Source organism: Alienimonas californiensis (assembly GCF_007743815.1).
Lineage (GTDB): Bacteria > Planctomycetota > Planctomycetia > Planctomycetales > Planctomycetaceae > Alienimonas > Alienimonas californiensis.
In genome coordinates, this window is the sequence record NZ_CP036265.1 from 4,416,402 (window position 1) to 4,440,486 (window position 24,085).

Genomic DNA, 24,085 nt, shown 5'->3' on the forward strand with positions numbered 1-24,085 from the left:
CGATACGCGATCCGCCCGGCAGTTCACGCCCACTGCCTCCGCAACTCCGCGAGTTCTTCCGTCCGCCCGGACTGCTCCAACAGCGGGGCGACCCGCTGGTAGGCCGGGGCGTAGTTCGCGCAGTCGTCCAGACTGGCGAGGAAGGCGTCGGCGGCCCGGTTCGTCTCGCCCTCGCCGGCCAGCGCCAGACCGAGGTTGTACTTCACCCCCGCCGCGGCCCCGAGGCGTTCGAGGATCGCCCGGTACCTGGCGATGGCCGCGTCGAACTTCCCGGCCCGGGCCGCTTTGTTGCCGGCGTCCAGGCCCGCGTAGGGTCCGCCGGTCAAGTCGCTGCCGTAGGTGCGGGCCAACTGCGTGAGGGCCACCGGCACGCCGAGGACGAACGGGGCGTTGACGACCAGCATCTTCCAGGCATCACCGCGCATGCAGGCCGGGCAGCGCCACGTCGCGCGGACGTTCCAGCCGTACACGACCAGCAGGAAGTAGAAGTAGAACACCGTGAACTTCCGCGGGGCGGCGAAGTAGCCGCACTCGTCGCAGATGCGGTGCGCCGTCTCCCACGCCGGCGGATCGGCGGCGGCGCGTTCAGTCCAGAGGGTCTCACAGAAGGCGCAGAACACCTGCGGGGTCTTGGGCATGTCGCTCAGCACCGCGGTCGCCTCGCAGTGCGGGCAGGTTGCGGAGCGAAACGCGGCGCCGCGGCCGGCCGCCTCCAACTGCTCCCGGTGCGATTCGGCCCATGCCGCGCTCCGGGCGACGTCCAACGCGGACTTCAGCGACTGCGCGGTCGCATTCCCGGAAAACGACGCCCCGATCGTACCCGCCCGCGGGCCGGCGGCTTCCTCTGCCGTTGAGTCGTTCTCCACGGGGACGACGAGGAACAGCAGTTTGTCCCGCGCCTGGACGTCCATCAGGGCGGCGGCGGGCAGGGTGACGTCGTCGAGCGTCAGCGTCTCGCCGTCCCAACGCCCCTTTTTCCGAAACAGGCCGGCCGGTTGGCCCTGCTCGTTGAGGAAGCGAAACTTGAACCGCAGCGGGTCGTCAGGGGAGGGTGTCACAGCGGTGAGGCGGGCGGGGAGCGAGCGATGGGGGGAACGCCGCCGACGGCGCTGCGGTTCACTTGCGGCGACGGCGGCGTTCAGAGCAGGTCGCTGGCGAGTTCGGCCAGTTCGCTGCGTTCGCCCTTCTCCAGCGTGACGTGGGCGTACAGCGGCTGCCCGGTCATGCGGTGGATCAGGTGCGATAAACCGTTGGAGAGGCCGTCGAGGTAGGGGTGGTCGATCTGCTTCACGTCGCCGGTGAGCACGATTTTGGTCCCCTCGCCGGCCCGGGTGACGATCGTTTTCACCTCGTGCGGGGTGAGGTTCTGGGCCTCGTCGATGATGAAGTAGATGCGGGGCAGGCTGCGGCCGCGAATGTAGGCCAGCGGGCTGATCTCCAGCTTGCCGGTCTCCAGCATCAGGGGGATGCGCTTGGCGTCCTCGCTCTCGTCGCCGAGGGCGTGCCGGATGACGGACAGGTTGTCGTGCAGCGGTTGCATGTAGGGGTCGAGCTTCGCTCCGATGTCGCCCGGCAGGAAGCCGAGGTCCCGGTTCGACAGCGGCACGACGGGACGGGCCAGCAGGATCTGGCGGTACTTCGTCCGCTGGGCCAGCGCCGCGGCGAGGGCCAGCAGGGTTTTGCCGCTGCCCGCCTTGCCGGTCAGCGAGACCAACCGCACGTCGTCGTCCAGCAGCGCCCGGACGGCGAAGCTCTGCTCCGCGTTGCGGGGGGCGATGCCGTAGACCGTCGATTTTTCGACCCGGCGGAACTCCCGCGGGCCGGGCAGGTAGGTCGCCAGGGCGGACTTGGAGCCGTTGCGGAGGATGAAGTTCTCGTTGGCGATCGGGCCGACCACCTCCGGCAGCTCGGCCGCCGGCACGCTGCCGGGGGGGGAATAGAAACGGTCGACCGTTTCCGACGGCATGTTCTGGACGATCCGCTTGCCGGTGTAGAGGGCCTCGTGGCTCTCCACCTTGTCGTTCTCCCAGTCCTGGGCGATCAGGCCCAGCGCCTTGGCCTTCATCCGCAGGTTGGTGTCCTTGGTGACGAGGACCACGATCCGCTGATCGCCCTCCGCCCGGTGCACGGCCATCGCGGCGGCGAGGATGCGGTGGTCCGGGGTGTCCTCGGTGAACACCCCCTGGATCGCCGGGTCGTCCCGGCGGCCCATCACGACCCGCACCCGGCCCAACTTCGAGCCGTCACCCGCCTCGCCGAGGCCGATGCCGGCGGTGGAGAGCAGTTCGCCCGTCAGCCCGTCCAGTTCCCGCAGAAAGCGCCGGGCGTGGAAGTGCTTTTCCTCCGCCCCCTTCTTGAAGCGGTCGAGTTCTTCCAGCACCGTCATCGGAACCGCGACGTCGTGCTCGGCGAAGCTCCGCAGGCACTGGGAGTCGTGCAGGATCACGTTCGTATCCAGCACGAACGTCTTGGGCACCGGGCCGGTGTCCGGGGTACGCACGTCGTCCGCGGCGTCCTCCAGGGTTTCGTCGTCCGCGGCGAGTTCGTCGGGCGAAGGGGGGCCGCCGGGCGAGGCGAGGTTCGGCTGCTCCTCCCCGGCGGCGGCGTCGAGTCCTGCGCCGAAGTCCGAGGCGCCGGAGTGGCTGTCGAAGGCGACGGGCGAACGCAAAGCGGCCGGAGCGGACATAAGCGGGATCCGAGGGGCTGACGTCGGGGACGGGCGGCAACGGGCGCTAACGATAGTTCCTCACCGCCGGACCACCGACCCCGACCTGGGGTTCGGCGGGATGAGGATCCCGTGAAGCCGACGGGGAGCGACGTGGCAAAACCGGCACGAACGGCGCGCTCGCACGTTGCCGTTCCGCCACATGGCCGCCGCCGCCGGCGCGGTCCGCCCGACCGAACGGCGTGACCTAGGTTCGCAGACCGGCATTCCCCCCGCCGGCGCCGCCGCGTCCCTCCTCGCTCCCGCCGTCATGTCCGCCGCCCGCACCGCCGCCCGCCCCGGCCGCCCCTCGACCGGTCGCCCCGGCGAGCAGATGGATTTCGAAGACTTAAAGCGCCTGATCCACGGCAAACTGGTCGACAAGCTCGACCTGTCCCGCCTCGGCGACCTGGAGGGGGACACCCTCCGGCGGGAGATCCGCCTCGTCGTCGAACACCTCTGCGACACCGAAAACCCGCTGTTGAACCGCGGCGAGCGGGAGCGGCTCGTCGAGGAGGTCCTAGACGAAACCTTCGGCTTCGGTCCGCTGGAGATCCTCCTCAAAGAGGAGGGCGTCGCGGACATCATGATCAACGGCCCGAAGTGCGTTTATATTGAGAAAGAAGGCCGCATCCTGAAAAGCCCGGTGACGTTCCGGGACAACGATCACCTGCTGCAGATCCTCGACCGGATCGTCTCCAAGGTCGGCCGGCGGATCGACGAAACCAGCCCGATGTGCGACGCCCGCCTGCCGGACGGCTCCCGGGTGAACGCCATCATCGCCCCGCTGGCGCTGGACGGCGCCGCGATCACCATTCGGCGGTTCGGCTCGAACCCGCTGACGCTGGAAGACCTGCTCAAGTTCGGGGCCTTCACCCCGGAGATGGTCATGCTGCTGGAAGGGGCCATGAAGGCCCGGCTGAACGTGCTCGTCTCCGGCGGCACCGGCTCCGGCAAAACGACGTTGCTTAATACGCTGTCCAGCTTTATTCAGCCGGACCAGCGGATTATCACCATTGAGGACGCGGCGGAGCTTCAACTCCAGCAACCGCACACCCTGCGCCTGGAAACCCGTCCGCCGAACATCGAGGGGAAGGGCGCCGTGACGGCGACCGATCTCGTCAAGAACGCGCTGCGGATGCGGCCGGACCGGATCATCATCGGCGAGTGCCGCGGACCGGAGGCCCTGGACATGCTCCAGGCCATGAACACCGGCCACGAAGGCTCCCTGACGACCATCCACGCCAACACCCCGCGGGACGCGGTGAGCCGCCTGGAAACGATGATTTCCATGGGCGGCGTCGAACTGCCGATCCGGGCGCTGCGTCATCAATTCGCCAGCGCCGTGGACCTCATTATTCAGGCCAACCGCCTCCAGGGCGGGCCGCGCAAGGTTACGGATATAACAGAAGTCGTCGGCATGGAAGGGGATACCATCGTCATGCAGAAAATCTTCGAGTTCGTGCAGGACGGCATCGGCGAGAACGGCAAGGCCTTCGGCCACTTCGAAAGCACCGGCGTGCGGCCGACGTTTATGGACCGGCTCGAGTCGGCGGGCGTGAAGCTGCCGCACAACCTGTTCGCCGCCCGGCGCCTGGGTTGAGCCCCGTCGCTTCGCCCTTCCCGCCCCCCGTCCCCCGCCGCACGCCCCCATGATCGCCTCGCCGCTGGTTATCTCGCTGTTCGCCTTCGGGTTCGTCGCGCTGCTGGCGCTCGCGGCGATGGTCACCTGGCGGAACAGCGCCGCCACGGACGTCGAGGACCGTCTCACCGCCCTGGTCGGCGGGAAAAAGGCCGCCCCGAAGCTGAAAACCAGCGAACTGCTGGCCGAAGCCTCCGACGGGATGAGCGGCCTGGCGGGGCGGATCGGCGGGTCGCTAACGAAGCTCGGCCTGATCCTGGAGCAGGCGGACAACCCGATGACGCCGAACACGTTCTTTATCGCCACCGGCGGGTGCGCCTTCGCGGGCTTCGCCGCCGCGGTGCTCGGCGGGGCGCCGGCCCCGCTGTACCCGATCGCCGCCCTAATCGCCTCGGTGGGGCCGTTCGGCTACGTCCTGTTCATCCGCCGTCAGCGGCATAAGCGGTTCGCGGCGCAGATGCCGGACGCGTTGGAGTTAATCGCCCGCGCCCTCCGCAGCGGGCACAGCCTCGCCAGCGGCCTGCACGTCGTCGTCGAGGAGATGCCGCAGCCCGTCAGCAAGGAGTTCAGCCTGGCTTACGAGGAGCAGAACCTCGGCCTGCCGCTGGAACACGCGCTCAAGAACATGCTGAAGCGGGTCCCCAATATGGACTTGAAGTTCTTCGTGACCGCGGTCGCCATTCAACGGGCGGCCGGCGGCGATATGGCGGAGATCCTCGACAAATTGAGCCATCTGATCCGCGAACGTTTCCAGATCATGGGTCAGGTGCAGGCCCTCACCGGGGAGGGCCGCATCTCCGGGCTGGTGCTGATGGCCCTGCCCGTGGGGACCTTTCTGGCAATCTACTACATCAACCCGAGCTACATCGAGCCGCTGTTCGAGGACCCCCGCGGCCGCATGATGATCGGCGTGGCGACTGTCTTGCAGGTCGTCGGGGCCGTTGTCATCAAGAAAATCGTCAATATTAAAATCTAGCGGCGGCGGCGTTCGCTACCGATCGGTCACCTTCCGCTCCCCCCTCATCCGCCCGCCCTTCAATGTCCCTCGAAACCCTGCTGCCCTTCGCCGTCGGCGGGGCGATTCTGTTCTCGGCTCTGGGAGCGGTCAGTCTGTTTTCCAACGCCCGCAGCTCCGCGGACGATCGGCTGGACCGGCTGCGGGACCCCCGCCGCCGCGGCGACAAGCAGGAGAAGTCCCGCGGCGCGGGATTCAGGAACGCTGCGCAAAGAGCCGCGCCCGCCCTGTCCAAAGCGTTGACGCCGAAGACGGACGCGGAGGTCTCCGCCCTCCGCCTGCGCCTGGTGAATGCCGGCTTCCACAGTCCGGCGGCGCCGCAATTGTACCTCGCGCTGAAATCCGCCGTGGCCCTCGGCGGCCTGGCGGCCGGCTTCGTGTACGGCACGGCGAACTACGGGATGACGCTCAATACGGCCTTCTCCGCCATTATCGTCGGCGGTTTGGCCTTCTACCTGCCGGAGGGCGTCCTTTACTTCATAGTGAAGTCCCGCAAGGAACAGATCTTTCTCGGGCTGCCGGACGTGCTGGACCTGTTGGTGGTCTGCGTCGAAGCCGGATTGGGATTGGACGCGGGCATGCGGCGGGTCGCCCAGGAACTGGAAGACACACATGAAGCCGTCTGCGAGGAAATTAATATCTGCAACAAGCAACTGAACCTCGGTTCGCCGCGGCGTCAGGTATTGCACGACCTCGGCGTGCGGACCGGCGTGGACGATATGCGAGCCCTCGCCGCCGTGCTGATTCAGGCCGACAAGTTCGGCAGCAGCATCGGCGAGGCGCTGCGGACGCAAAGCGATTCGATGCGAATCAAACGCCGCCAACTCGCGGAGGAGCGCGCCCAGCAGACGGCGGTCAAGCTGATCTTCCCGCTGGTTCTGTTTATTTTCCCGGGCATATTTGCGGTGCTGGTCGGGCCGGCGGCGCTGATGATCATCGACGGCGTGCTGGTCTGAGCGGGCATGATGGCGGCCATCGGGTAGACTCCGGGAGCCAGTCACCCGGAGCGCCCCGTGGCCCGATATTTCAAGTACAAGTCCGCCGACGATCTCGCCGCCGACGCCGCCGAGCGCGGCGTGCCGATCGACCTGTCGGAGGACTTGGAGCCGTTGTTCGCACCGCTGGACGTTCCCGTTCCCGGCGGGTCGTTACGAACGGTCGGCAACCGGCTGGCGGTCCAGCCGATGGAAGGCTGCGACGGCACGCCGGACGGTCGGCCGGACGAACTGACCTATCGTCGATATTGCCGCTTCGGCGCCGGCGGCGCCAAGTTGATCTGGGGCGAGGCGACGGCGGTCGCAGACGACGGCCGGATGAATCCCCGGCAACTCTGGCTAGCGGATCACTCCGCCTCCGAGATCGCCGACATGCTCTCCGGCTGCCGCGAGGAACACCGCGCCGCCTGCGGCGAGGACGGCGATCTGCTCGTCGGCCTGCAACTGACCCACTCCGGCCGCTACAGCTTCCGCGGCCCGCTGATCCCGGTCCGCGACCCGCTGCTGGATCCCCGCACGGTCAATAAATCGACCGGCGGACCGATCGCGGACGATTTTCCGATCCTGTCCGACGACGATCTCCGCCGCATCCAGGATCAATTCGTCACTGCCGCGACGCTGGCCCGGGAGGTCGGCTGCGACTTCGTCGACATTAAGCAGTGTCATAAATACCTGCTCTGCGAACTGCTTGCCGCGACGAATCGGCCCGGAAACTACGGCGGCAGCTACGAGAACCGCACCCGGTTCATTCGTGAACTGATCGGTCGGATTCGGGAGGAGGTTCCCGGATTATTGATCGCCAGCCGGTTCAACGCCTATGACGGCGTCCCGTTCCATAAGGGGGCGGACGGACTGGGCGAACCAGACGCCCACGCCACGCCGCTGACGAACAGTTTCGGCACCGACGCGCACGATCACGCGCAACTGGCGCTGGACGAACCGCGACGGTTGGCCGCCGATCTGGCCGCGTGGGGCGTGAGCCTGCTGAACGTATCCAGCGGGAATCCCTACGCCTGCCCGCACCTGGTGCGGCCGGCCGAGAACCCGCCGACGGACGGCTATCACCAGCCGGAGCATCCGCTTGTCGGCATCCACCGTCACTTCGCCCTCACCGCGGCGGTGCAGGAGGCCGCGGTGACGCCGCAGGGAGTGCGCGTCCCGGTCGTGGGCAGCGGATATAGCTGGTTGCAGGACTACGCCTTCGCCGCGGCCGCGGCGAACGTCGCCGCGGGGCGGTGCGACGTCGTCGGCTACGGCCGCGGCTCGCTCTCCCACCCGGACTTCGCCCGCTCGCTGCGGGAGTCCGGCGCTCTGAACCGCAAGCAGGTCTGCCGCACGTTCAGTTATTGCACGAACATCATGCGGACGAAGGACCACCCGCTGGGACAGTACCCCACCGGCTGCCCGCCCTTCGACCGGGAGGTGTACGACCCGATTTACAAAGAGGTGAAGGCGAAGCTCGCCGGGTCCTGAACGACAGGGCGTGACGGACTGAGGTGCGATCGGCCGAAGGGTCGGACAAGATCAACCTTTCCCTCGCCCGGAGCGCCGCCGATGTCGCCGACCCTCGCCCTCGCCTGCTTCCTACTCGCCGGCCCGCCGGACGGCGGACCCGTCGCGGACCGGGAGCGCCCGCGACCGAACGTTCTGCTGATTCTCTGCGACGACCTCGGCTACGGCGATCTCGGTTGCTACGGCCACCCGGTGATCCAGACGCCGCGGTTGGACGCCCTCGCCGCCGGCGGCGTGCGGTTCACGCACTTTTATTCAAGCAGCCCGGTCTGCTCCCCCAGCCGGGCCGGCCTCCTGACCGGTCGCACGCCGGATCGCTCCGGCGTGTACGACTGGATCCCCGGCGGCTCCGAGGTGCATCTCCGATCGGGCGAAACGACGATTCCCTCGCTGTTGAACGGCGAGAACTACGACACCTGCCACGTCGGCAAGTGGCATCTCAACGGGAAGTTCAATCAGGCGGCCCAACCGCAGCCCGGGGACCACGGCTTCGACCACTGGTTCGCCACGCAGAACAACGCCTCCCCGTCGCACCGAAACCCCTCCAACTTCGTCTCGGACGGCAAGCCGGTGGGAGAGCTGGAGGGCTACTCCTGCAACCTCGTCGCCGCGGAGGCGGTCCGCTGGTTGGACGAGCGGGCCGACTCCGCCGCCCCCTTTTATCTCAACGTCTGGTTCCACGAACCGCACGAACCCGTCGCCAGTCCGGAAGAACTGACCGAGCGGTATGAAACCCGCAGTCGTACCGCGGACGAAGCGGAGTATTTCGCCAACGTGGCGAATATGGATCGGGCGGTCGGCACGCTGCTGGACGCGCTGGACGAACGCGGCGTGCGGGAAAACACGCTCGTCGTCTTCACCTCGGACAACGGACCCGAGACGCTCAACCGCTATCGGTCGGCGAATCGCAGCTACGGCTCGCCGGGGGAGCTGCGGGGCATGAAGCTCTGGCTGTACGAGGCCGGCATCCGCGTGCCGGGCATCGTCAGTTGGCCCGGGAAGATCGCCCCGCGGGTGGAGGACGAGCCGGTCGGGGCCGTCGACCTGCTACCGACGATTTGCGAACTCACCGCCACGCAGCCCCCGGAGGATCGGCCGCTGGACGGCACGAGCCTCGCCGGGCTGCTCCTCGAGGACGCACCGCTCACGCGGACGCAGCCGCTGTTCTGGAGTTACTACCGGGCTCTCGGCGGGCCGGTCGCGGCGGTGCGAGAGGGGAATCAGGTTCTGCTCGGCCGCCGCGACCGACCCGCCCAGCCCGGGGGCGGGAACGTCGGGCCGGAATCGATGCCCGTGATCAAGGAGACCGAACTGGGCCGCTTCGAACTGTACGACACCCGCAGCGACGAGCGGCAACACCGGGATCTGGCAGGCACGCGGCCGGAGGAGCGGGATCGATTGGCCGACCGGCTGATCGAACTGCACCGCTCCGCCCGCGACGAAGGCCCGGCGTGGGAGTTCTCGCGAAAGCCTTGAGCGACGCCGCAGGCCGCCTGAACCCGCTCAGGAAGCGGCCGCGGCGTGCCTCAGCGGGATCACGCCGTTAGTCCGCCAGGACGAGGATCCGCTTCAACGTGGAGTCGGCGGCGTGGACGGACAGGCCCGCCGCCGCGGCCGCGTCGGCGGCGCGCAACACCTCGGCGGTGACCTCCTCGCCGGGGCAGGCCAGCGGGATGCCCGGCGGGTAGACCGCGATCACCTCGCCGGCGATCCGGCCCGCGGCGCCGGCCCGCGGGACGGATTCGGTGGGCAGGGAGGCGGCGCGACGGGGGGAGAGCCGCACCAGCGGCTCCGGCAGCACGGCGCCGCCCCCGTGGCCGTTCTCTCCCGGCTGACCCGGGGGCAGGGCCGCGAACGTGTCGATCAGGTCGTCCCAGGCGGCCCGGTCGTCGCCCGGTCCCAAAACGAAAACGACGTGCGTCCGGTCGCAGAACTCGTGTTCGATTCGACGCTCTCGCAGGACCCGCTCCACCGCCGGGCCGTCGGCCCCCGTCTCGGACACGTCCACCGCCAATCGGAAGGGGTCGGTCGTGGCGAAGTCCTCCGGGTCGCGGCTCGCCCCGGACAAACGCACGCCGGGCAGCGCCGCGAGCTTCGCCCGCAGGGCCGCGACCTCCGGCACCGCGTCGGGGAAGCGGTTGCGGCCGCCGCCGTGCAACCACTGCCGGGCGGCGTCGAGGGAGGCCAGGACGAGGTTGGACGGGGACGTGGTCTGGAGCAGGTTCATCCGGGCCGCGAAGCGGTCGGGGTCCAGCCGCGATTCCTGCGGAAAGTGCGCCCAGGCTCCCCCGACCAGCGCGCCGAGCGTCTTGTGCGGGCTCTGGATCACGAGATCGACCGGCGCGTCGACCGCCGATCCCGGCCCGCGCCCGGCGGGCAGGAACTTGAAGTGGCCGCCGTGGGCTTCGTCCACGATCGTCAGCACGCCCCGCCGGCGGCAGAGCGCCGCGACCTCCCGCAGGACGTCCAGACTCGCCGCCACGCCGTAGTAGCTCGGCCGGGTCAGCAACAACGCGCGAATGCGGGGGTCGGCGTCCAGATGGTGGGCGACGTCCGCCGGGGAGAGCTCCGCGGCGGCGGCCGGATCGGCGGACCGCGGCATCAGATACCGCGGCGTCGCCCCGGACAGGGCCAGCGCGGAAAAGGCGCTGCGGTGCGCGATCCGGCTGAGCAGCAGCGAATCCCCCTCCGGGACCGCCGCGAGGACTCCTGCAATAATGCCGAGCGTCGCCCCGCCGGCGAGGAACCGGGTGGCGGACGCCTCATAAAGGTCGGCGGCCAACCGCTCCGCCTCCGCCAGACAGCCGCGGGGGTGGAACGTGTTGTCCGTGACGCCCATCGCCGGCAGGTCGAGCCGGAACGCGGCCGGCCCGAGGGCTTCCAACATTCGCGGCGGGGCGAAGCGTCCGGACTTGTGCCCCGGCGTGTGCAGACCGCGGACGCCGCGGTCGGCATACGCCAACAGCGCGTCCAGCAGCGGGGCGCGGTCAGCGGGCTCCCGCGAACCGGAAATCTGAACGGCAGACACGGCAAAGGTCTTTCGAGGGAACCGGCAGGTCCCGGGGGAGCGGGCGCCGGCGACGGCGGAAGGACGTTTTTCGCCCCCTCCGTCGCCGCACGGTCGCCCGGATCGCCCGGTCGCTCAGTTCACGCCGGCCAGATGGCCGTTCCGGGATTCCACGCGGCGTGCGGCGCCGTTCGAGGAACTCCCGTGGGACGACCCGGCCTTCGGCGCGTCGCCGCGGCGGACGCGGGTGGGGGCGATCGGCCGACGGACCGATTCCGGGGCCACGCCCGCCTTGATCGCCGCCAACAGGCCGGCCGCTTCGAGGTAGCTGCTCACCTGGTGGAACTGTCCCGGAGCCCAGCCGAGGGCGCCCAGGTCGTTCCGCATGAGGTTCTCGTTTTCCTGCACCGCGATCACGCGGATGCCCTGCGCCCGGGCGGCGAGGACCGGCAGCCCTAGGCAGCCGTCCGGCACGATCAGGGCCGACACGTCTTCGGCGTGCAGTTCGGAGGGGTCGTAAGCCGACGATCCCGCCACCAGCGCGGGGGCCTTGTGCAGGCCCTTGAGCACGCACATCAGGTACGTCACGGAGATGACCTCCGCCGCCTTCCGGGGGTCGACCCGGCCGTACCGCTCCGTCCGCAGCGACAGGTCGGACATCGTCGGGGCGTGGGCGACCGGCACTTCCAGCAGCGAGGACAGCGTGTGCGTCAGGGCCGCCTCGGCGCCGCCCCAGGGGTTGGGCCGGTCGCCGTTGAAGTAGTCCGCGTGGAGTTGCAGCGAGTCGACCGGGGGAGTGATCTTGCTGGCGACGGCGACGGCGTCGAACTCCGCGCGGCGGCTCCGCAGCAGGCGGACCAGCGGTTCCAGAGAGTCGATCCGCCCGGTCGCGCGACCGGCGGGGGAGTACTCGATCCGGACGCCCAGTCCGCCGTGGGCAATGAGGACTTCGGGCACGTCAATGCCCATAGTCGCTCGCGCCGTGGAGGCGCAGTTCACGACCTGATCCAGCACCCAGCCGGAACCGAGTTCGCCGTCTTCCTCGAAGCCCGCGCCTCCCCGCTCGGCCGGATCGGTGACCACCAGCACCCGGTTCGAACGCACCCGCCGCAGGCCGGCGGCACCGGTCAGCAACCGGCAGATCTGGCTGCCCTCGACGTACAGCGCGTTCTCCGGCTGTTCGTTCACGTCGCTGGCGTTCACCACGTTCGGGTGCAGGACGAGCCGGTCGCAGACCTGGGCCAGGACCTTCGCGGCGGGCGTGGCGTCGCCGGCGTGCCCGCCGATCGTGCAGTCCACCCCGGTGGGGATGAGCATGACGGCGTTCATCGCGTCGACCCGCTCCGGGCCGCGGCGGCGGTATTCGAAGATCGAGGGGAACTCCGCCCCGCCCTCGAACCCGAATGCCGTCTCGACCTCACAGCGCACCGCGTCCCCGCGACCGTCGATCGCCGAGAATCGCAGCGGGATCCCGCCGCACCGCTCTTCCAGCTCTCGACCCAGACTTGCCAGATCGCCGCGGACTGTCTGCCCGTCAACGTTAAGGGAGACAGATTTCACGTGCATAGCAGGCGAACGATCGGCAGGGGGGAGGGGGAGGGGGGCCGGAGCGAAAGCAGAACGACGCGCTCGTCGGCCGGGCGCGTTTTATAGGTGCGAGGGTCCGCTCTGTCGAACCCAGGGGCGGTCGAACATTCCGCGGCGGTCGGCTGCGTTCCGTAACTCCTACAGGATTCAGGAGAACGGGGGTGCGCGCCCCCGGGCCGCTGCGGCGTGACTCCCCAGGCCGCAGCGGCGCGACCGCCGTTCGGCGTCGTCGGCGTTCACGCCGCCCCGCGACAAACAGTCGCTCCTGACGGGGCTGGGTCGGGAGTTCACTGAGCGGCGTTCCAACTTGCCGTCGACGTACGCTCCGCCGCCGGCCCGTCGCCACCTCGCTCTCCGAGACGTCGGTGCAGCACCGCGACGACGGGCTCCCGCCGGCCGACGAGGCGATCCGGTCCGGCCGGGCCGGAGGATTCGACGGTCCCTCGGAGCCATACCGGAACGTTCGTCAGGAGCCGCCTGACTTGCTATCGGTAGGCGCGCCCTCCTGCTGGAAATACCGAGTCGCCATGGCAGACCGTCAGAAATCCGTCGAACGATTTTCTTTCCCGCAAGAGCCGATCGATCGGTTGGTCAAGCCGATCAATCAGTTTCTCCACGTCGAAGCGGCGAGCGGGATCGTCCTCCTGCTCTGTGCGGTCGCGGCTCTCGCGGCGGCGAACTCCGCGATTGCCGAGGCGTATCTCGGCTTCTGGAAGACGCCGATCGGCGTCGCCGTGGGAGACTTCGAACTGCGGCATTCCCTGAAACACTGGATTAACGACGGGTTAATGGCGGTGTTTTTCTTCGTCATCGGCCTGGAGGTGAAACGCGAACTTGTCCTTGGGGAACTGCAGGACATTCGGCGCGCCGCCCTGCCGCTCGCGGCGGCGCTTGGCGGGATGCTCCTGCCGGCGTCGATCTATCTGGCATCGCAGTTCGGCGAAACGGGGCAGCGGGGGTGGGGAATTCCCATGGCCACGGACATCGCCTTCGTCGTGGGGTGCATGGCGGTGCTCGGCCGGCGGGTGCCCTCCGCTCTCCGAATCGTTCTGCTCTCCCTGGCGATTATCGACGATATCGGGGCGATCCTGGTGATCGCCTTCGGTTATACCGAATCCATCCACTGGATCTGGCTGACGGCGGGGATCGCGGGGATCGGCCTCGTCTGCATCATGCAACGCCTGGGGATTCGCAGCATGGGCATGTACACGCTGTTGGGCGTCTTAATCTGGCTCGGGTTTCATGAGTCCGGTATCCACGCCACGATCGCCGGCGTGGTTCTGGGATTAATGACGCCGGCTCGCGCCTATCTCGAACGTGGAACCGGCAAGGAACTCCTGAAGCGCGCCAGCGAGTTTATTCACGGCGGAAGTTGGGAAAAGGAGCCGGACCGTGCGGCGGAAATCAGTCGATACCGCCGCGCGACGCGGGAGACGATCTCTCCCCTGGAGTATTTGATTCACGTCCTGCACCCCTGGGTCGCCTTTTTTATCATGCCCGTGTTCGCGCTGGCCAACGCCGGGGTGCCGTTTCAGGCTGCGGACGCGGCGTCCCCCGTGGCGCTGGCGGTGATCGCGGGGCTGGCCGTCGGTAAGCCGGCCGGCATTCTGATCTTGTGTTGGCTCGCGTTAAAAACCGGCCTGGCCCGGCTCCCTGCGGGGGTCACCTGGCGGCACCTGGCGGGCGGGGGATTTCTGGCGGGCATCGGCTTCACGATGGCCCTATTTATCGCCGGCCTTGCGTTCGCGGACGAAACGTTACTGCGGTCGGCCAAGGTCGGCGTGCTCGTCGGATCGCTGACCAGCGCCGTGGTCGGTATGGCCGTCCTCGCAACCTCTCCGGTCTCCTTGGCGGCCACGCAGACCGGGCCGGTTCACGGATCAGAACCATGATCCGGGGAGACCTCCCCGGCTCAGTCCGCTGCACCGGTGCGAAGAATTCAGGACAGGTCGTCACCACCATGGGCGGCCGGTGAAATGCGAGCGCTCCCGGTCGCTCACGCACCCGCCGATTCACACGCTCAACGTCGCCGAGCGTGTTGGAGGCGAACGCTCCCCGCCGCCGCGGACGCGATCGGCGCCTCCGTCACGCGGTGGCGGGAGAAAACGGCTGGAGATCGGGAACCGCAACCCGCTGGTTGGCTGCTCGTTCTCGCCCAGCAGGGGCGGCATGAAGTTCCTCGCCCCGTCACTGGTCGTCGTCTGTTTTCTGACGCGGCGGGCACAACCGATCGTCGGCGGCGTTCAGTCTTGCGGTCCGTCCCGTCGGCCCTTGGCGTTCGACCTGCCGGGGCGTGATACTAGCCCGCGTTGATCCGTTTCCGCCCACGCCGCCGACCGTCCCATGCCTCGCGTCGACGTCACCGCCGTTTTATGGTTCGCGGTCGGGACGCCGCTGCTGTTCGGACCGACTCCCGCCTTTGCCCTTCAGGAGGATTCCCCGGCAGAGCAGGCCAAGGAAAAGACGCCCGCCGCCTCGAAGCCGGCCGAGTCCAGCCCCGCCCCCGCCGCGAAGGAGAACGACGCCGCGGCGGCCAAGGACGCCCCCAAGGACGCCCCGAAAGACGCCTCCGCCGACTCTAAGGACGCTGCCGCCGCTCCGGCGATCGTCAAACGGCCCGCGGCTCCGGAGGGCGCCGCGGCGATCGTGGAGGGCGGGGCGGATCTGTTCGACGCCGATGCCGACGGCAACTACTCCTTCAACTTCCGCGGCGCCCCCTGGCCGGCCGTGGTGACCGCCCTGGCGGACGCGTCCGGCCTGTCGCTGGACTGGCAGGAACTGCCGGGGGATACGCTCAACCTGCGAACCCAGCGGGCCTACACGGCCGAAGAGGCCCGCGATCTGATCAACCGGCACCTGCTCGCCCGCGGCTTCACGCTGCTGGTCGACGGCGAGGTGCTGACGGTGGCGAACCTCAAAAAGCTCGACCCCGGCGCCGTGCCGGCCGTCACGCCGGAGGAACTGGCGGACCTGCCGCCCAACCGCTTCGTGAAGTGCGTGTTCGCCCTCGACTGGCTTCCCGCCGAGCGGGCCGCGGAGGAGCTCAAGGTCCTGCTCTCGCCGCGGGGGACGCTCGCGGCGCTGCCGGGCAGCAACCGGGTGCTCGCGATGGACGCGGCCGGCAACCTGCAACAGCTCGCCGCCATCCTGCGTGAGGAACAGCAGGGCCGGGGCAAGGAGCGGCTCGTCCGCCAGTTCCGCCTAGAGCACATTCGCGCCGACCGCGCCAAGCAACTGCTGGACGAGTTCCTCGGCCTCGTGAAGGAGGACGACTCGCTGCCCTCCAATCCGCAACTGGCCCAGATGGAGATGCAGATGCGCATGCAGCAGGCCCAGATGGCGAAAAACCAACCGGGCGGCGGGGCGGACGGCAAGGCGGCGGGGACGATCCGGCTGATCGTCAACGAGCGGGAAAACGCCATCCTCGCTCAGGCCCCGCCGGAGCAGATGGCGATCCTCGAAAGCAGCGTGGAGGCCCTCGACGTCCCCCGCGATCCGACCGACGGCCTGCTGGCCCGCATGGTGATGCGGGAGGACCCGGTCCGCATCTACCGGCTCGCCCGCCTCAACCCGGAAATGGTGGTGCGGTTGCTGTCGAACAGCGGGGAACTCGGCCCGCTGACCCGGGTGGAGGTGGACGAAAAGGCAAACGCCCTGGTGGTGAACGGCTCGCCGACGGATCACCTGATCGTCGCCCGACTCGTCGAGAGCCTGGACGGGACCGATCGCAGCTTCGAGGTCCTGCCCCTCCGCCGCCTGCCGGCCGACTACGTCGCCGGCACCGTGCGGTTCATGATGGGCGTGGAAGAAGAGAAACCGGACGACGACGGCAACTCCCGATACGGTTTTTTCAGCTACGGTTACGGCTCCTCCTCAACGGAGGAGGAAGAGGAGGGACCGGAGGGCCAGTTTCGGGTGGACGCGGACGTGCGGAACAACCGCCTGCTCCTGTGGGCGAATCCGGTCGAACTGAGCGAGGTCAACGCTCTGTTGGTGAAGCTCGGCGAGGTCCGGGCGAGCGGCGTGAACCGCTCCGCGACGCGTGTGCTGGACGTCACCGCCGATCAGTCCGAGGAGATCCTCGAGCGGCTCCGCACCGCGTGGCCCCATGTCCGCGACAACCCGCTCGACCTCCCCGCCGCCCCGCCCGCAGCGCCGACTGGGGCCGGCCCGTCGGACGCCCCGCCCGGCGAGGGGCCGGAGGCGCGGATCGACGCACCGGGCGAGGAGTCGAACGTCGCGGCCCGCAGCCCGATCTCGGCCCGGCCGGCGGCCCTGCGACAGGCGGCCGATACACCGTCCCCGCCGCCCCTGACGCCCGAGCGAATCACGGTTCGCCGCACGCCGGACGGCCGGTTGGTGCTCGAGAGCGACGACCTCGACGCGTTGGACGCGCTGGAGGACCTCGTCGGCGACCTCACCCCGCCGCAGCGGGAATTTCACGTCTTTCAATTAGAACACGTGCAGAGCGCCGAGTGGCTCACGTATCAGCTCGAAGACTTTTTCGAAGCCGACGCCGACGCGGAGGAGACCCGCGACTGGTGGGGACAGCCGATTAACGTCAAAAGCGAGGCGCCCGGCCGGTTGTCGGACCGGAAGCCGCTACGGTTTATCGGCGACTCGGACACCCGCACAATCCTTGTGCAGAACGCCACGCCCGCCCAACTGCGACAGATCGGCGACCTGCTGAAGATTTGGGACCAATCCCCGGAGCAGCGGGGCGGATCGCTCCGGCTCACGCAGTATTTTAATCTCAAGAGCGCCAAGGCGGAGCAGGTCGCGGCGACGATCAAGGACGTCTATCGGGACCTCCTCAGCACGGACGACCCGGCGCGGCAAAAGGGCGACGAGAAGGAAAAGCAGCCCGCCGCCCCCGCCTACACCTACGTGTACGGCCGGCAGAACGAGGACGACCGGGGCGGCGACGAGGAGCCGCCGATCCGTTTTAAAGGGCTGCTGAGCGTCGGCGTGCACGAGGAGTCCAACACCCTGGTGATCTCCGCCAGCGAGGGCCTGATGACGAACGTGGCCGCGCTGGTGGAGGTCTTGGAGGAGAACGCCCGGCAGGCGACCGCCGCGAGCATGATGTGGCAGGGCGGCCCGCGGGCCGTCGACGAGATGAAGACCCGCCTGCAGAACGTCCTCGGGGACAGCGTGACGATCTCCCCCGCCCGCGTCCCCGCCTCCGCCGAGGTCGGCGCCGCCCGCACCCTCGGCGACCCGCCCGACGCGGAGTGAACACGGCCGTCCCACTGTACGAACCCACCCCAACCGCCGGCCGCCGGTTGTGGCGACTGCTTAGGACACTCGCCCTGCCATGGATCGTCTGCGGGGGCCTGCTGTGCTCGCTGTGCAGGCTGACGCCCGCGGCGACCGTCACTGTGCCAGACAGTAAACACTCCCCCCGACTTGCTGCGTCGGTGACGGGCTCTCGATCAGACCTCCCCGGTCCATTCGTGCTGCTCCTCGCGTGGAACCAGCGACTTTTTCTAAACGGGTTTCCGCCGCCGAACGAGGTGTGTTATTGGGGCTGGGCGGGGTTGAGGGGAGCGAGTCACCATCATCTGGGCGGGCTGGTGGCGGCCGTGGACGTCAGTGGGTGGTACCTGATCCCGTTCCCGCTGCTGTGGTCCGGCGTCAACCTCTGGCGGTGGGTCCGCTGGGCGTAGTCGACGACCGTCGCGGAAACGATCCGGCTCAGGTTCCGCCGTGGCCCCGGCGTCGGCGTGGCGGGGAGGAGTCAGCCCGGACGCTCGTTCGGCAAGAGAAGCGGGATTTAATCCGCAAGGACCGTGAGGTGAACGACCTCGACCGGCGTGACGTCGGCGAGGGCGTCGGCGACCAACGACCTGTGACAGCGGTCTGCGTCAGGACAGGTGCACAACAGGCAGCACCGTTGGTCGGCGACCAACTCGGCGAGTTTCTCCAAGGCGTCCACCGCCGGGGCCGTCGTCAGGTGTTCGTTGACGGCGGTGGCGAACGCCCGCCAGTCCTTGTCGGCTTGGAACCGCTTGCGGGCATCCCGCGGCGACCCGAGGGGGCGGAGGTGCGTGTAACCGATGTCATCCACCGCGAGCCGCGCCGCCAACCCGTTCTTGCTGAACCCCGCCCGGCGGGAGAGCGGCAACTCCCGCACGTCGACGACGCGCTGCACGCGGTGTTCAAGCAGTACCTCGATCAGTCGGTCGACCGACACGCCGGTGTAGCCGGCGGTGAGGAGGAGACTGTCGGGCGGCTTTTCCAAATCAATCCCCTCTCTCCAGCGGAAAGGCACGGCGGGCGGCGTGCCCCTCGGCGTTGTCGCACGAACAGGTGGCACAGGGGAGGGGCGCCCGCCGCGACCCGTTTCATCCCTGTTTCCGTAGTAGGCGGTGAGGGACTCGAACCCTCGACCTTCTGCGTGTAAAGCAGACGCTCTAACCAACTGAGCTAACCGCCCGCGGGCAGTTTAGCGACTTCGGCGGCGCTCACACCCGTGGCCCGGCGCCGGGGCGTCGGCGGGGCGGCCGGTGGATCGTCCGCGGCCAACGACGCGGCGTCGGCGAATCGCAGCCGCAGGGCCAGGGCGCCGCAGCGTTCCTGGAACTGGGCGCCGGTGTCGCCGGCGCCGGCTTCGACCACCTCCTGCCAGCGTTCGGGGCGTTCGGCGAGAATGCGGCGGGCGAGGTGGAAGCGGCCGTCCTCGTCCAGCGGGGGAAGCTCGACGACCCGGTCGATCCGGCCCGGCCGGGTCGCCGTCTGGCGGGGCGAACCGAGCGCCGGGTCGAGGCGTTCCGGGTGGTTTGTCGTGACCGCGATCAGCAACCCGTCCGCCCGCTGGACCCCGTCCAGACAATTCAGCAGACAATCGAACGTCAGTCCGCCCTCCTTCACGGCGACGTTTTCCCGGCCGTGGAAGACGGCGTCCACGTCCTCGAGCAGGGCGAGGCAGGGGGCCTCGGTCAACATTTCCGCCCAGTTCTCCCGCAGTTCGTCGTTCTTCAAACTGGCGAGGTCGTAGGCGTAGACCGGCAGGTCGAGGTCCTCGGCGACCGCGCGAACCAGCGCCGTCTTGCCGGTGCCGGGGGGGCCGTGGAGCAGCCAGCCGCGGCGCCAGGGCAGGCCGCGGTCGCGGTACCACTGCTCGCTGGCCTTCCAGTCGCGGGCCTCGGCGATCAGGCCGCGGGCCTCGGCATTGAGGGCGAGGGGAGCGTAGGGGTTGCCGTCGCCGGTCTCCCCGCCGAGTTCGTCGAACCCCCGGCCCAGCGGGCGATGCGCGAGGCAGGGCCGCAGGTCGGTGTGGCCGGCGGCGCCGCGGTTGCGGCGGACCTCCTTCATCACGCCGCCCCGATCGCCGGCGGTGCCGTGGACGAATCGCACGGTGTGCCGACGGCCCTCGGCGGCTTGTGACGGGCCTCGAAGGCGTTGAACCGCTCGGCGGCCCGAGCCATCAAGTCGTCCGAATCGAGCGTGCCGCGGAGGAACAGCAGGGTGAGCGGCTTCTCCTCCCAGTTGCGACAGGTCAGGCCGTCGTGCATCTCCTCGTCTTTGGATTCGCCCCGCCGCACCCAAACCGCTGAGCGTCGCCAGCCGGCGCCGCGCCACCAGAGGCGGCCGGCGGAAGGCGTCACCTCCATCGGGACAAGTTGCACCCGCCGAACGGGCCGCACGTGCAACATCCAACCCAGATAGCTCTTCGGCCCCCACTTGGAGGTGCGAAAGGAGCTGCGCAGTTCCAACAGCACCGCCTCCGCCTGATAGCCCCGCACGTTCACGCTGACGATCGCGATGCGGGTGAGGTGCGTGAGAAACTCCCGCACCTTGCCGAACGTCGCCGCAATCAACGTCAGTGCCGCGGCCCCGCCGGCGAACTGCCAGCCGTCCACGGCCGCCAGCGGCGGACCGGAACTTGCGAACAGGAGGGCCGGGGCGTGAAGGAACATGCGGACTCGGACCCCGCTCGTCGTGTCGAGGTTCGCGTCTGGCCGAGCTGCAGCAGAAGTGCGAATCAAGTACCTCGACGCGCGGCCGGGGCGAGCCCGTATTCGGTCTCCCGGCGCCGTCCCGATCGGCCGATAAATACGTGGGGTATGCGCCGTAGGGGCAGGCCCCCCGCCGATTCCGGGCCCCCGCCCGCACGGGTTCGGGAAATGCTCATTATAATGATCATCGTCGGCAGTGAATGCCGCGGGGCCGTTCCGCTGGTCCCTCTCACAGGACGCAGACTTCAGGAGAAACTCATGCACATCTCAACGCCATTCCAAACGTTCGCCACGGGGGTTGCGCTCGCCGCAGCCGGGCTGTTCGCCGTTCCCGCCTCGGCCCAACAGGGGCAGAACGACGCCGACTCTGTCGGAAATCAGGGCACGCAGTCCTCAACTCTCATGTTGCAGGGGCCGACGGGCGACGACGTGCTGTCCGTAAAGCGTAACCCGCCCCGCGAGGCCAGGGCCGGCCAGGAGGTCTCCTATACGATCGACGTGAAGAACGTCAGCGACTTCCCGGTGCAGGGCGTCACCGTCATGGAGACGTTCCAAGGCGATTTTGAGATCGTCTCCGCCCAGACGAAAGGTCAGAGCAAGTCCGGCGACGCGTCGGGGAATAACTCCGGCGATCAATCCAGCAATAGTTCCGATCGGCAAGCGGGCGGCAACAAGCAGAACGACGCGTCGGCTGGCAAATCGAACTCGAAAAGTGGCTCCGGCCAAAAGAAGTCGAATCAGATGACTCAGTTTTCGGTGGACCTCGGCACCCTCAATGCCGGGCAGACGAAAACCGTGCAGGTGACCGGGTCGGCGCCGAAGGAAGGTACCGTGAGGGCGTGCCTCTCCGCCGATTATCGACCGACGCTATGCACCAGTTTTGACGTGGTCGCGCCGAATCTGAAGCTGACCCGTCAAATCCTGGTCGACGCTCGCGCCGAACTGGCCGATCTCGACATGAAGAAGAATACGGCGTACGTCTGCGACACGGTCTCTGTTCGCTATACCGTCAAGAATACCGGCTCCGGCGAAAGCCGCAGCGTCACCCTCCGGGACGACCTGCCGCAGGGCCTGGTGACGAAGGACGGTTCGAAAGCCAAAATCTCCGAAGACCTCGGCACGCTCGACGCCGGCGAGACCGTCACGCGGGAATATCAGTTGACCCTCGCGAAGAATCGTAACCAGGGCGGCGAGTTCAATCTCTCCGCCGCGACGGCGAAGAGTAAGACGGACACCGCCCGCAGCGGCGAAGACACGGCCCCGCTGCGACTGCTCAAGCCGGAATTGAGCCTGAATATCGACGGCCCGCAGGAGCAATATCTGGATCGTCCGGCGGAATATACCGTGACCGTCACGAACGAGTCCGACGACCCGGCCCTGGACGCCCAGGTCGCGCTGACGCCGGCCTCCGGCGCCTCGAACGTCAACATTCAGAGCCAGGACGCGGACGGCAACACGGTCTCCCTCGGCACGCTGAAAGGCGGCGACAGCCGTGAGTTCACCGTGACGATGACCGCCACGGAGCCGAAGACGGTTTCCCTGTCCGCCGAAGCGAACGCCTACTGCGTCGATGCGGTGAAAAAGTCCGCCAAGACGGAGTTCAAGGGGATCGCCGCGATTTTACTCGAGGTGGTCGATCAGGTGGACCCGGTGCCGGTGGACGACACCACCACCTACGAGATTTACGTGAAGAACCAGGGCTCCGCCCCGGACTCCGAGGTGCAGCTGACCGCCACGCTGCCGGACGGCATGGAGTTCGTCGAAGCCTCCGGCGACTCCAAGGTGACCGCCAACGGGAACGAGTTGACCTTCAAGAAGATCCCGACCGTGGCCCCCGGCGACGTGCTGTCCTGGACCGTGAAGGCCAAGGCGAACGACGCCGAGAAGGTGCGCTTCCGCGTCGAACTGACCAGCGAAGCCAACCAGCGGCCCGTGTTCGAGCTTGAGCCGACCACGCTCTACTGATCACTGCCGACTGTCGGTCGATCGACCGATCCTCTCAAGAGGAGACGGCCCGGACGCCTGTCGCGTCCGGGCCGTTTCGCTGCGCGCCCGAGGCGGCCGACGCTTATTGCACCCCGGGCAGGCTCCAATAGCGGGCGACCCAATAGGCGTGCAGAAAATCGATGCCGGCGGCCCATTTATTCATCGGCGGGCCGGTTGGCACGAACACCTCGTTCGGGTCGGCCTTCCAGACGTAGCAGTCCCAAGGCCGCTGCTCCGCGATCCAGACGTCCTCCCGGCTGCTCTTCATCTCTCCCACGACCGAGCGGCGGGAGAGCGGGAACCGGTGGAGGTGCTCGACGCCGGCCTCGATCTCGCGGCGGGCGGCGTCGAACTCCGCGATCTGCTCCTGCGGGTCGGGCAGGATTGCGGCGGCCCGGCGGCCGTCCATCAGCAGGCCCCCCCACAGAAACGCCAGCAGCGAGTTCCGCTCCCCCCGGACGCCCCGCATGGCGTACAGCGGCGTGCGGCCCATTTCGTAGAGGAACCGGCCGTCCGCGGCGGCGTTCGCGCGACGGGCCAGTTCCCACTCCAACAGCAGAGCCGTGTATCCGGCGGTCATCGAGTGGTGCCGGTCGTTCATGCCCTTCAGCAGGAGGCTGGCCCCGATCCGCTGCGGACGGACGACCTGCGTCGGCGCTTCGTAATAAACATGGTGCTTCACCCGCAGTTCCTCAAACGCCTTCATGACCCGGTTCACCGCGGCCGGGTCGGCGTTCTCGGCGTGGACCCCCAGCCCGGCACCGCCGGCGACGACCAGATAGGCGACCTGCGCGTTGAACGGAATTGATTGAGGGCCGATGCGCGGGGTGAGGTCGCCGTACTCGGTCCGCTTGCCGGTGCGTTCGGTGAGGTGGTAGTCGTGCCGCACGAGGTGGTCGGCCATATCCAGCGACATCTGGGCCGCGCGATTGCGGTCCTTCGGCCCGAGGTCGTCCCCGCATAGCAGTTGGCAGACGATCAGCCCGCCGGCGATCTGATTCACCGTGCCCTTGGCGGCGTCGGAACGGGCCCAGATCGTCCGGCCGTTCTCCTGTTCGTATCGCAGCGACAACTCGCCGTTCGACCGAGCCGCCTGCGTGTAACAACGAGCCGGCAGCCCCGGTTGCCCGGTGACTTTCATTCCCAATTCCAACCCGCCGAGCAGCGTACGAACCCACTCCAGCGCCGCCGGGTCGCGGGAAATCGCCCACCGGTAACTCATCGCGGCGAGCAACGCTCCGTTCCAGGTGAGCGTGTCCGGGCCGGCGTTAAACTCTCCCCGTTCCCCCGGCTTCGCCGGCAAGAACGCCGTTTGGTGGACGATCCCGACCGGTGCCCCGTCAGGGGTGGGGGCGAATTGCTCCAGGTGGTGGCGACGGATCACCCAGTCGTAGAACGCCGCCTTCACCGCCAGCGGGACCTCCCGCGTGCCGCCGTAGTGGGCGGTGAGGGCGGTTTCGTACTCGGCGAGGGCGTCCGCCGTGAGGTCGTCCGTCGGCGGGAGAGGCCCGTTCATTGCGGAGCGGGTCGCCTCCGCGGAGAGGGACGGCGGGGTGAAGCTCGACGGGGCGGCGTCGGGAAGTTGAGCCGGCAGGGCGGCGAGCAGCAGGCAACTGAGCGAACCGGTCATGCCCCGTTTTAGCTGGCGGTCCCCCCCGCGGGGAACCCGGGTCGGC

Annotated in this window: 17 protein-coding genes and 1 tRNA gene; 9 read left to right on the plus strand and 9 right to left on the minus strand. The window is 68.5% G+C overall.

Annotated elements, in window-relative coordinates; all coding sequences use genetic code 11:
• Nucleotides 1-23: 23 nt before the first annotated feature.
• Entirely contained in the window at nucleotides 24-1,058 is a 1,035-nt protein-coding gene (locus tag CA12_RS17480; RefSeq protein ID WP_145360288.1) for a tetratricopeptide repeat protein, read from the minus strand.
• An 80-nt stretch (nucleotides 1,059-1,138) separates the two neighbouring features.
• Complete coding sequence (locus tag CA12_RS17485; protein WP_145360289.1) at nucleotides 1,139-2,686, minus strand: PhoH family protein; 1,548 nt, start codon at nucleotides 2,684-2,686, stop codon at nucleotides 1,139-1,141.
• 289 nt (nucleotides 2,687-2,975) lie between these two features.
• Here CA12_RS17485 and CA12_RS17490 point away from each other — a divergent pair, with 289 nt between their 5' ends.
• The 5 genes from CA12_RS17490 to CA12_RS17510 all read left to right on the plus strand — a co-directional run bounded on the left by CA12_RS17490 (nucleotide 2,976) and on the right by CA12_RS17510 (nucleotide 9,344).
• Nucleotides 2,976-4,307 (plus strand): CpaF family protein, encoded by a 1,332-nt coding sequence (locus CA12_RS17490; RefSeq protein ID WP_207622238.1) that lies wholly within the window; start codon nucleotides 2,976-2,978, stop codon nucleotides 4,305-4,307.
• Between the two features lie 49 nt (nucleotides 4,308-4,356).
• A complete protein-coding gene (locus CA12_RS17495) occupies nucleotides 4,357-5,322 on the plus strand; it encodes a type II secretion system F family protein (protein ID WP_207622029.1) in 966 nt (321 codons plus the stop codon).
• A gap of 62 nt (nucleotides 5,323-5,384) precedes the next feature.
• Entirely contained in the window at nucleotides 5,385-6,317 is a 933-nt protein-coding gene (locus tag CA12_RS17500; RefSeq protein WP_145360290.1) for a type II secretion system F family protein, read from the plus strand.
• 57 nt (nucleotides 6,318-6,374) lie between these two features.
• On the plus strand, nucleotides 6,375-7,829 hold the full coding sequence (locus tag CA12_RS17505; protein WP_145360291.1) for an oxidoreductase: 1,455 nt from the start codon (nucleotides 6,375-6,377) through the stop codon (nucleotides 7,827-7,829).
• 81 nt (nucleotides 7,830-7,910) lie between these two features.
• Nucleotides 7,911-9,344: a sulfatase-like hydrolase/transferase gene (locus tag CA12_RS17510; RefSeq protein WP_145360292.1), complete on the plus strand. Its 1,434-nt coding sequence runs from the start codon at nucleotides 7,911-7,913 to the stop codon at nucleotides 9,342-9,344.
• A 67-nt stretch (nucleotides 9,345-9,411) separates the two neighbouring features.
• Here the strand turns inward: CA12_RS17510 and CA12_RS17515 are convergent, their stop codons facing one another.
• Complete coding sequence (locus tag CA12_RS17515) at nucleotides 9,412-10,896, minus strand: aminotransferase class I/II-fold pyridoxal phosphate-dependent enzyme (protein WP_145360293.1); 1,485 nt, start codon at nucleotides 10,894-10,896, stop codon at nucleotides 9,412-9,414.
• Nucleotides 10,897-11,010: 114 nt separating this feature from the next.
• Nucleotides 11,011-12,441, minus strand: coding sequence for a DUF3326 domain-containing protein (locus tag CA12_RS17520; RefSeq protein ID WP_145360294.1), 1,431 nt, complete (start codon nucleotides 12,439-12,441; stop codon nucleotides 11,011-11,013).
• Between the two features lie 548 nt (nucleotides 12,442-12,989).
• On the opposite strand from CA12_RS17520, the gene nhaA reads away from it, so the two are divergent.
• The 3 genes from nhaA (at nucleotide 12,990) to CA12_RS17535 (ending at nucleotide 18,131) form a co-directional block, all read left to right on the plus strand.
• A complete protein-coding gene (nhaA, locus tag CA12_RS17525) occupies nucleotides 12,990-14,354 on the plus strand; it encodes a Na+/H+ antiporter NhaA (protein ID WP_145361637.1) in 1,365 nt (454 codons plus the stop codon).
• Between the two features lie 451 nt (nucleotides 14,355-14,805).
• Complete coding sequence (locus CA12_RS17530) at nucleotides 14,806-17,700, plus strand: secretin N-terminal domain-containing protein (protein ID WP_145360295.1); 2,895 nt, start codon at nucleotides 14,806-14,808, stop codon at nucleotides 17,698-17,700.
• Nucleotides 17,701-17,918: 218 nt separating this feature from the next.
• Entirely contained in the window at nucleotides 17,919-18,131 is a 213-nt protein-coding gene (locus CA12_RS17535; protein ID WP_145360296.1) for a hypothetical protein, read from the plus strand.
• A gap of 107 nt (nucleotides 18,132-18,238) precedes the next feature.
• Here CA12_RS17535 and CA12_RS17540 read toward each other — a convergent pair whose 3' ends face one another.
• The 4 genes from CA12_RS17540 to CA12_RS17555 all read right to left on the minus strand — a co-directional run bounded on the left by CA12_RS17540 (nucleotide 18,239) and on the right by CA12_RS17555 (nucleotide 20,384).
• On the minus strand, nucleotides 18,239-18,706 hold the full coding sequence (locus CA12_RS17540) for a DUF488 domain-containing protein (protein ID WP_165700837.1): 468 nt from the start codon (nucleotides 18,704-18,706) through the stop codon (nucleotides 18,239-18,241).
• A 121-nt stretch (nucleotides 18,707-18,827) separates the two neighbouring features.
• A tRNA-Val gene (locus CA12_RS17545) sits at nucleotides 18,828-18,901 on the minus strand.
• A complete protein-coding gene (locus CA12_RS17550) occupies nucleotides 18,892-19,821 on the minus strand; it encodes an AAA family ATPase (protein WP_145360298.1) in 930 nt (309 codons plus the stop codon). Before CA12_RS17550 ends, CA12_RS17545 begins: the two co-directional genes overlap by 10 nt.
• Nucleotides 19,779-20,384: a hypothetical protein gene (locus tag CA12_RS17555; RefSeq protein ID WP_145360299.1), complete on the minus strand. Its 606-nt coding sequence runs from the start codon at nucleotides 20,382-20,384 to the stop codon at nucleotides 19,779-19,781. Before CA12_RS17555 ends, CA12_RS17550 begins: the two co-directional genes overlap by 43 nt.
• 297 nt (nucleotides 20,385-20,681) lie before the next feature.
• On the opposite strand from CA12_RS17555, the gene CA12_RS17560 reads away from it, so the two are divergent.
• On the plus strand, nucleotides 20,682-22,388 hold the full coding sequence (locus CA12_RS17560; protein ID WP_165700838.1) for a COG1361 family protein: 1,707 nt from the start codon (nucleotides 20,682-20,684) through the stop codon (nucleotides 22,386-22,388).
• Between the two features lie 103 nt (nucleotides 22,389-22,491).
• Here the strand turns inward: CA12_RS17560 and CA12_RS17565 are convergent, their stop codons facing one another.
• On the minus strand, nucleotides 22,492-24,039 hold the full coding sequence (locus CA12_RS17565) for a hypothetical protein (RefSeq protein WP_145360301.1): 1,548 nt from the start codon (nucleotides 24,037-24,039) through the stop codon (nucleotides 22,492-22,494).
• Nucleotides 24,040-24,085 lie beyond the last annotated feature (46 nt).